A 6,513-nucleotide genomic window follows, 5' to 3' on the forward strand; every position below is an offset into this window, starting at 1 on the left:
CAGCTTGAGCCTCATCAATCGCTTTAGTTGCATCATCGCAACCCACTAAAGCAATCATTACAGTCAGTACCATTAACGATTTTTTCATTTTTCAGCCTCTCAAATAAAGGTTACGTCTCGATACTAAACCAAGGCAAAAGACCATTGAACAGAAATACCGTAACAGGATACAAGCTCCGGCTTATGAGATGTGTGTGCTAACGCCGCGTTAAGGGGTGAGTGCCGCCCAAACCAACTTTCCGCACACCACTTTCACCACAAAAATCACCGCAAACCAAAAATGCCACGCGGCATGAATCCCGCTTAAACGCTTTGTTAGGCAATTTTACTAATACCCGAATTTATTGCCCCTAAAACCCCCAACATTAAAAAAATAGCCGTAAGATAGACATAGTATACTTTGCAGTAACTAACATTACTCAAAGACAACGTTTTATTTTTATCGAAATGAACCAATATCCAATGAATTAGTGACAAGAATATTGGATAGCTCATTAGCAATATTATGCTGGATGTTAGGGTTACATGATCTTCGGACAGTCCAAAACTCAACCATACAAACACTGAGTAAGCAACGGCCTGAATTCGGAAAAAATTAATTTTAGGTTTCACCTCAAAATTGTACTTATCTCGCATCACCTCTGCGAATTTCAACTGGTCGAGAATAAACATTTTCATACCTAAACTGACGGCAATTGACAATATGACTGCACTATGTACTTGATTCTGTGTATAGCTTAAGCCAACAGATCCTGCATTATAAATGATTATTTCTGCTATACAGTGTTGGTAAAAATCTACAGCATCAAGAATAAATCCTTTCCACTTAAAGATACTTTCTGATAACGATGCTATTGAACTGACTGAAAGAAAAAATGAGATCGTAATAAAAATTCTATTTAATGAACCAGCCTTTTTATATAGTTCAACCGCCTCTATAAAGCTTTCACGTATATTCACCTTCTCTCAAATCTCCATAAATTGCCTAACGCCCGCCTAAGGGGCTGGCAACGCATTACTACTAAACTCAAACACAACAACCGAAACCACCGCGGCTCAATGGGACTGGAAACGCCGCGCGTTGACAGTCCCTCTTGAGGCGTTTGTTATGCTTAAGCTTCAACACTTTACATTTGAACCAACTCAAGAATAACCCACTGAAATCATTGACCAAACTTCGAATTTCCTTGAGTTAGAACTGACTCAAATTTTACCTATGAACTAACCAATGCAGAGCTTCATCCTACAAATCAGCCAATGCGGAAACCCTCTCCGACAAACCAACTCACCACGCATGGGCACGACAACTCAGTGAGGCAATCACGCTGAAACTTAAAGCGACAAACACATTGCTGTTTCATTAGGCAGCGCAAAACAATGCTCAATTGCCGACAAACTTTAAGCCTATAAGTAAAGGCACCAAACTGCTCAAAGCGACTTGAAAAAGCAAAGCTCAACTCGTGCAGACTCAATATTCCAATGAGGCAATAACTTGGAATTTACAGCGCCAGACACATTGCCGCTTCATTAGGCAGCGAAAAACAATATCGAATTGCCGACAAAATCTGAACGAAATGCCAAAGGAATCGACAATCACAACCAGCTGATTTTATGGATTAAGCATAACGCCCGCCTAAGGGGCTGGCACCGCATGACCACCAAACTCAAACACAACAACTGCAACCACCGCGGCTCAATAGGACTGGAAACGCCACGCGTTGACAGTCCCTCTTGAGGCGTTTGTTAGTTGCACAATGCACACTGAATTTTTTGTTTATTTTCAGTGATATATTCTATGTCATTCAGATAAGCTTGAAGATGACCTTGCTCTATGTTTTCAGCAAAGGATTCATTGCCATTTTCGGCTTCACTACGCATGAAAGATACTAAAGCCTGTAATCGCTGAACCATAGCATCGGCTAATTGCTCTCTTTCTGATTCAGTTGTGCCGTAACTGTCACAGAACAACTTAGCTCTAACCACCTGCTCTGAGATTGTCCCTAGCTTATCATTGCTATCAGTTTTGAAAGGAGACCAACAATAAACTGAATATGCAAGGTCCCATATTCTAGGTGCTGGGTGTGCTGTATCGAAGTCAAACACACCAACAACTGTATTTTCTAATAGGGCAACATTGTATGGGGTAAAGTCACCATGACAGATAACCTCAAATGGTTCTCTCGGGTCTAACATCCATCGGTGTGCATTGACATCGAGTTGCTCCAAGAGTGAAGCTGTTGAGTCATGTATTTTTCGTAGTAATTTACCCGCTGACATGAGTGCATCATTTGTTGCGATTGCGCCAACTAGCGGATAATTGTAGGTATTACCTGCGACAAAACTTAAGATTTCTTGGTTTTGATTAACCCCTAGAAACCTGGGGATTTCGTCTACCTTTGCTCGCTCAAGATGCTTCAAAATAAGATGAATTGTAGAACTCCATGGCTGAAGAGGTCGATAGACGACTTCACCATCTCGATATATTGCAGATTCTCTTCCGCCTGATAATTCTTCCACTATACCTCCCTGTGCAACTAACGCCCGCCTAAGGGGCTGGCAACGCATACCACTAAACTCAAACACAACAACTGCAACCACCGCGGCTCAATGGGACTGGAAACGCCGTGCGTTGACAGTCCCTCTTGAGGCGTTTGTTATGAGGCGGATTCACCGTCTGCTCTTGGCGTAATTCCCAACTCTTTCTGTAACCTTTTACTAAGCCCCAGCACAACAAGACGGTAGGACTCAGACAAGTAATACTTCAACTCTTCGTCTAATACACCTGACGTCTCCGTTTGTTGGATCCACTTCATACCTCGGTTGGCGAAGTAAGGGGCGGGAATATAACCATCGTGCTCACTCAGATAATCAAAGTTCAAATCCGATGTTTTGAAAGTAAAAACGGGTTGCTGATCCTTGCCGATACTGCCAATAGAAAACACTTTTCCAGCCACTTTCCAAACATGAGAGCCACCCCATTGCACTACGTATGTAGTAGCAGGAAAGGAACGACAAAATTGGTTGAACTCATCGTGATTCATCTTTGTTTTCCTATAGCCTCATAACGCCCGCCTAAGGGGCTGGCAACGCATTAACACTAAACTCAAACATAACAACCGAAACCACTGCGGCTCAATGGGACTGGAAACGCCACGCGTTGACAGTCCCTCTTGAGGCGTTTGTTATAACACAGTTTCACACATCATGTTCCGTGAGCAATTGACGACAGTTACGAACTGTTAGAACGCGGATTTCGTGGCTCAAACTATAAATAATGCGGTAATGACCAAAAATTATTTCACGGTAGTTCGTATGAGGCATTTCAGGAACCATGCGGCCCATTTCTGGCATTGAGCCGAGCAATTCCGTTTTGTCGAATACTTCATTCACCCACTTTTCTGCAGCTGATGGGTTATCAAAAGCAATAAACTCTGCGGCATCACCCAGTTTTTGTAACGCTAGAGGTGACCAAACTACTTTCATTTGATGATGCGCCCCAGAACTTGTGAACGAGCATCTTCGTTTGATATACCTAAACCTGCAGCCAATTGAGCTTCTGCAGTACGCATTTCTTCGAGTAATTCGATTTTCTCTTGCATTGCTTCATACTCCGCAACGTCAAGAACAACGGCTACACCTTTACCTCGTTGTGTAATAACCAATGGTCGACGAGTCTCATTGATCTGTTTGATAAATGATGCAACGCCAGCACGGAACTCAGACAAAGGCTGAATATCTTGATCAAGGTGAATACGGCTCATAATGAACTCCATTTAGTACAATTTAATGTACAAATAGTAGTTCAATTGAGATTTACGAGCAAGGAATTGATTCTGTGTTATAACGCCCGCTTAAGGGGCTGGCAACGCTACCGCACAGCTTAAAACAACAGCCGTAACCACTTCGGTTCAATGGGACTGGAAACGCTACGCGTTGACAGTCCCGCTTGAAGCGTTTGTTATGTGCCTGACTGTACTTTTATGGCATATTTTCAATTCTAGAAACCTACGATTGAGAGCTTACACCGCTTTACGTTTCTAATTCGGAGTTTCTTACAATGGTCATCAGTAAGAGTATCGGGATCCTCAAACCCTTTAAGTAAGGGTAATAGACTGAATAGCCAACGATTTTGCTTACGACAAATGCAAGTCTGTCTAGATTAAGAGTCGGCGCCTTGGGGGCATATTATGCCAAACAGCATTCGATAAAAGTCATGACAAAGAGAACGTAACAAACTGAATTTATTAGGGATGAATAATAAGAAAAGGTATGTTGAACAAAAAAGCACATAACGCCCGCCTAAGGGGCTGGCAACGCATTACACTAAACTCAAACACAACAACCGTAACCACCGCGGCTCAATGGGACTGGAAACGCCGCGCGTTGACAGTCCCTCTTGAGGCGTTTGTTATGCCAATTTTACCCGTTGAGTGTAGTGTTCAAAGGCTGTGACTTTCACATAACCTTCAGACTCATAAAGCGATTTAGCTTTTTCATTGGATACCGCTGTCGCCAGTTTGACTGTTATCGCGTCTGTGTCTTTGGCAAAAGCAGCAACTTTCTGTAGTAAAGCTCTGCCGACACCTTTTTTACGTGCATTCTCAGACACATACAGATCGTTTAAATACCACATCCTTTTCATCGCAACTGAGGAAAAGGAAGGATATAGCTGTGCAAAACCTAGAGGCTCATTACCTTCTGATAAGGCTAGAAAAATCACTGAGTCACCATTTTTCATGTGCATCTCGATAAAATTTCTAGCACCTTGAATATCACTTTCTTGCTCATAAAACTGACGATAGGCATCAAATAAGATCGCAATGTCATCTAAATTTGAAACACTCGCTTCAATCACTTTCATCTGAACTTCCTTGTTCATAATTGGCATAACGCCCGCCTAAGGGGCTGACAACGCATAACAACCAAATTCAAACACAACAACCGTAACCACCGCGGCTCATAGGGACTGGAAACGCCGCGCGTTGACAGTCCCTCTTGAGGCGTTTGTTATACAAAACTTTTTCTTAAAGTGCAGAGTCTTTAATACAGTATGTTACGCTCATGTCGGCAATTGCATAACAAGTCAGATTGCTCTTGTCGGTCGGAGGTGAACTGGTGACACCTTTACTACCATTTACATTAATTACCTGTGTCTGGCTATCGTCGCGCATAAAAATCCTACCACCATTTTCCAATGTTACATTTACTAGGTATTCGCTCATATTTGCGCATATTGCAATTTCACACGACTCAAAACTTTCTTTATCACTATCAATCACTAGGCATTGCGAGCTTACTTCATCGCAACCTGCCCAAGATTTTGAACTCATAATGATCAAAATTAAGAGGCTATAAATATATTTCACAGAGAGTACCTCATTGTTTTGTATAACGCCCGCCTAAGGGGCTGGCAACGCATTACCACTAAACTCAAACACAACAGCCGTAACCACCGCGGCTCATTGGGACTGGAAACGCTACGCGTTGACAGTCCCTCTTGAGGCGTTTGTTAAATGCACTTTCCTAATAAAAGATTCCAGTCTGAAAGAGCAATCTGATCCTTAGTAATTTTAAGCCGATGATAGCCCTTCTCTGTATTTGAGGTAATTTGAATATACTGCGTTCCAAATATACCTCTTTTGGCTATCAACTCGGCTTTTAGACCATGGAGAAAAACGTCTCCTCCCGTAATGGACAAATGTGCCTTCTTAACTAGGGCTAAAAATAAATAGATAACAACCATAGTTGTCACTCCAACAAGGAATGACCATAGTTGAAATTCAGTTTCGGTGAACCAGTTAAAAACAAAAGTAAAAACCACATAACTCGCCACCATGGACAACACTATTTTCGAGTGCCATTTCTTAGATCTAAACTCTATATTTCTGTTCATCCGTAAACCCCATCTGTTCACTCGTGCATTTAACGCCCGCCTAAGGGGCTGGCAACGCACAACCACTAAACTCAAACACAACAACCATAACCACCTTGGCTCAATGGGACTGGAAACGCCGCGCGTTGACAGTCCCTCTTGAGGCGTTTGTTATGTTTATTTAGCCTAAGATTTCAAACAGTTAAATGCTTCTGCGACTGTTTCAAACTGAATTTTTGTCAAACAGACTTCCGCTAAACAAAACTCATGACGTTGAATCAATCTAGACGCTTCCTCTGCTGAAATCTGGGTTGAATTTCCAATCAAGCTAACTGCTGAGTCATTTGAAACTATCGAATAGACAAAACCTTCAGAATCAATGACTCGGTCGCTCGGACTAACGATCAGATCCACACACTCGCAATTCAAATCAGCCTCAGAGCTCAAATAAACAAGCTCATCGTCACCATCTAATTTCAGAATACAAGGCCAATTGACCATGAACTTCTCCGATAAACATAACGCCCGGCTAAGGGGTTGACAACGCACCACCGAACTAAAAAAACATACTGTAAACACTGAATTTCAATTTTGCACTAAAGTCGCCAAGCGTTGGCAATCCCTCTTGAGCCGTTTGTTAG

At 42.3% G+C, this 6,513-nt stretch carries 10 protein-coding genes and 1 pseudogene; all 11 read right to left on the bottom strand.

Going from position 1 to position 6,513, the window contains the following annotated elements:
• Positions 1-315: 315 nt before the first annotated feature.
• Positions 316-960: a hypothetical protein gene (locus AACT23_RS12230; protein WP_094128390.1), complete on the bottom strand. Its 645-nt coding sequence runs from the start codon at positions 958-960 to the stop codon at positions 316-318.
• A 290-nt stretch (positions 961-1,250) separates the two neighbouring features.
• Positions 1,251-1,475, bottom strand: coding sequence for a DUF3709 domain-containing protein (locus AACT23_RS12235; RefSeq protein WP_094128393.1), 225 nt, complete (start codon positions 1,473-1,475; stop codon positions 1,251-1,253).
• Positions 1,469-1,519, bottom strand: a pseudogene (locus AACT23_RS18040) (hypothetical protein); the annotation flags it as partial. The gene AACT23_RS12235 and the pseudogene AACT23_RS18040, both read right to left, overlap by 7 nt.
• Positions 1,520-1,743: 224 nt before the next feature.
• Positions 1,744-2,517 (bottom strand): aminoglycoside phosphotransferase family protein, encoded by a 774-nt coding sequence (locus AACT23_RS12245; protein WP_032467761.1) that lies wholly within the window; start codon positions 2,515-2,517, stop codon positions 1,744-1,746.
• 137 nt (positions 2,518-2,654) lie between these two features.
• On the bottom strand, positions 2,655-3,041 hold the full coding sequence (locus tag AACT23_RS12250; RefSeq protein ID WP_094128399.1) for an MmcQ/YjbR family DNA-binding protein: 387 nt from the start codon (positions 3,039-3,041) through the stop codon (positions 2,655-2,657).
• Between the two features lie 154 nt (positions 3,042-3,195).
• Positions 3,196-3,483 (bottom strand): type II toxin-antitoxin system RelE/ParE family toxin, encoded by a 288-nt coding sequence (locus tag AACT23_RS12255; protein WP_000869987.1) that lies wholly within the window; start codon positions 3,481-3,483, stop codon positions 3,196-3,198.
• Complete coding sequence (locus tag AACT23_RS12260; RefSeq protein ID WP_000086649.1) at positions 3,480-3,761, bottom strand: type II toxin-antitoxin system Phd/YefM family antitoxin; 282 nt, start codon at positions 3,759-3,761, stop codon at positions 3,480-3,482. The genes AACT23_RS12255 and AACT23_RS12260 overlap by 4 nt, the downstream gene beginning before the upstream one ends.
• 647 nt (positions 3,762-4,408) lie before the next feature.
• Positions 4,409-4,861, bottom strand: a complete 453-nt coding sequence (locus AACT23_RS12265; RefSeq protein WP_019281518.1) for a GNAT family N-acetyltransferase — start codon at positions 4,859-4,861, stop codon at positions 4,409-4,411.
• Between the two features lie 163 nt (positions 4,862-5,024).
• Positions 5,025-5,366 (bottom strand): hypothetical protein, encoded by a 342-nt coding sequence (locus tag AACT23_RS12270; protein ID WP_094128402.1) that lies wholly within the window; start codon positions 5,364-5,366, stop codon positions 5,025-5,027.
• Between the two features lie 143 nt (positions 5,367-5,509).
• Entirely contained in the window at positions 5,510-5,893 is a 384-nt protein-coding gene (locus AACT23_RS12275; RefSeq protein ID WP_069648821.1) for a hypothetical protein, read from the bottom strand.
• Positions 5,894-6,058: 165 nt separating this feature from the next.
• Positions 6,059-6,373: a DUF4144 domain-containing protein gene (locus AACT23_RS12280; RefSeq protein ID WP_080479302.1), complete on the bottom strand. Its 315-nt coding sequence runs from the start codon at positions 6,371-6,373 to the stop codon at positions 6,059-6,061.
• Between the last annotated feature and the right edge of the window lie 140 nt (positions 6,374-6,513).

This window comes from Vibrio sp. V09_P4A23P171 (assembly GCF_963875615.1).
GTDB classification, from domain to species: domain Bacteria; phylum Pseudomonadota; class Gammaproteobacteria; order Enterobacterales; family Vibrionaceae; genus Vibrio; species Vibrio anguillarum.

Coding starts and splice junctions, on each gene's coding strand:
- AACT23_RS12250 (WP_094128399.1), bottom strand. CDS start 3,041: ATGAATCACGATGAGTTCAACCAATTTTGTCGTTCCTTTCCTGCTACT.
- AACT23_RS12255 (WP_000869987.1), bottom strand. CDS start 3,483: ATGAAAGTAGTTTGGTCACCTCTAGCGTTACAAAAACTGGGTGATGCC.
- AACT23_RS12260 (WP_000086649.1), bottom strand. CDS start 3,761: ATGAGCCGTATTCACCTTGATCAAGATATTCAGCCTTTGTCTGAGTTC.
- AACT23_RS12265 (WP_019281518.1), bottom strand. CDS start 4,861: ATGAAAGTGATTGAAGCGAGTGTTTCAAATTTAGATGACATTGCGATC.
- AACT23_RS12275 (WP_069648821.1), bottom strand. CDS start 5,893: ATGAACAGAAATATAGAGTTTAGATCTAAGAAATGGCACTCGAAAATA.
- AACT23_RS12280 (WP_080479302.1), bottom strand. CDS start 6,373: ATGGTCAATTGGCCTTGTATTCTGAAATTAGATGGTGACGATGAGCTT.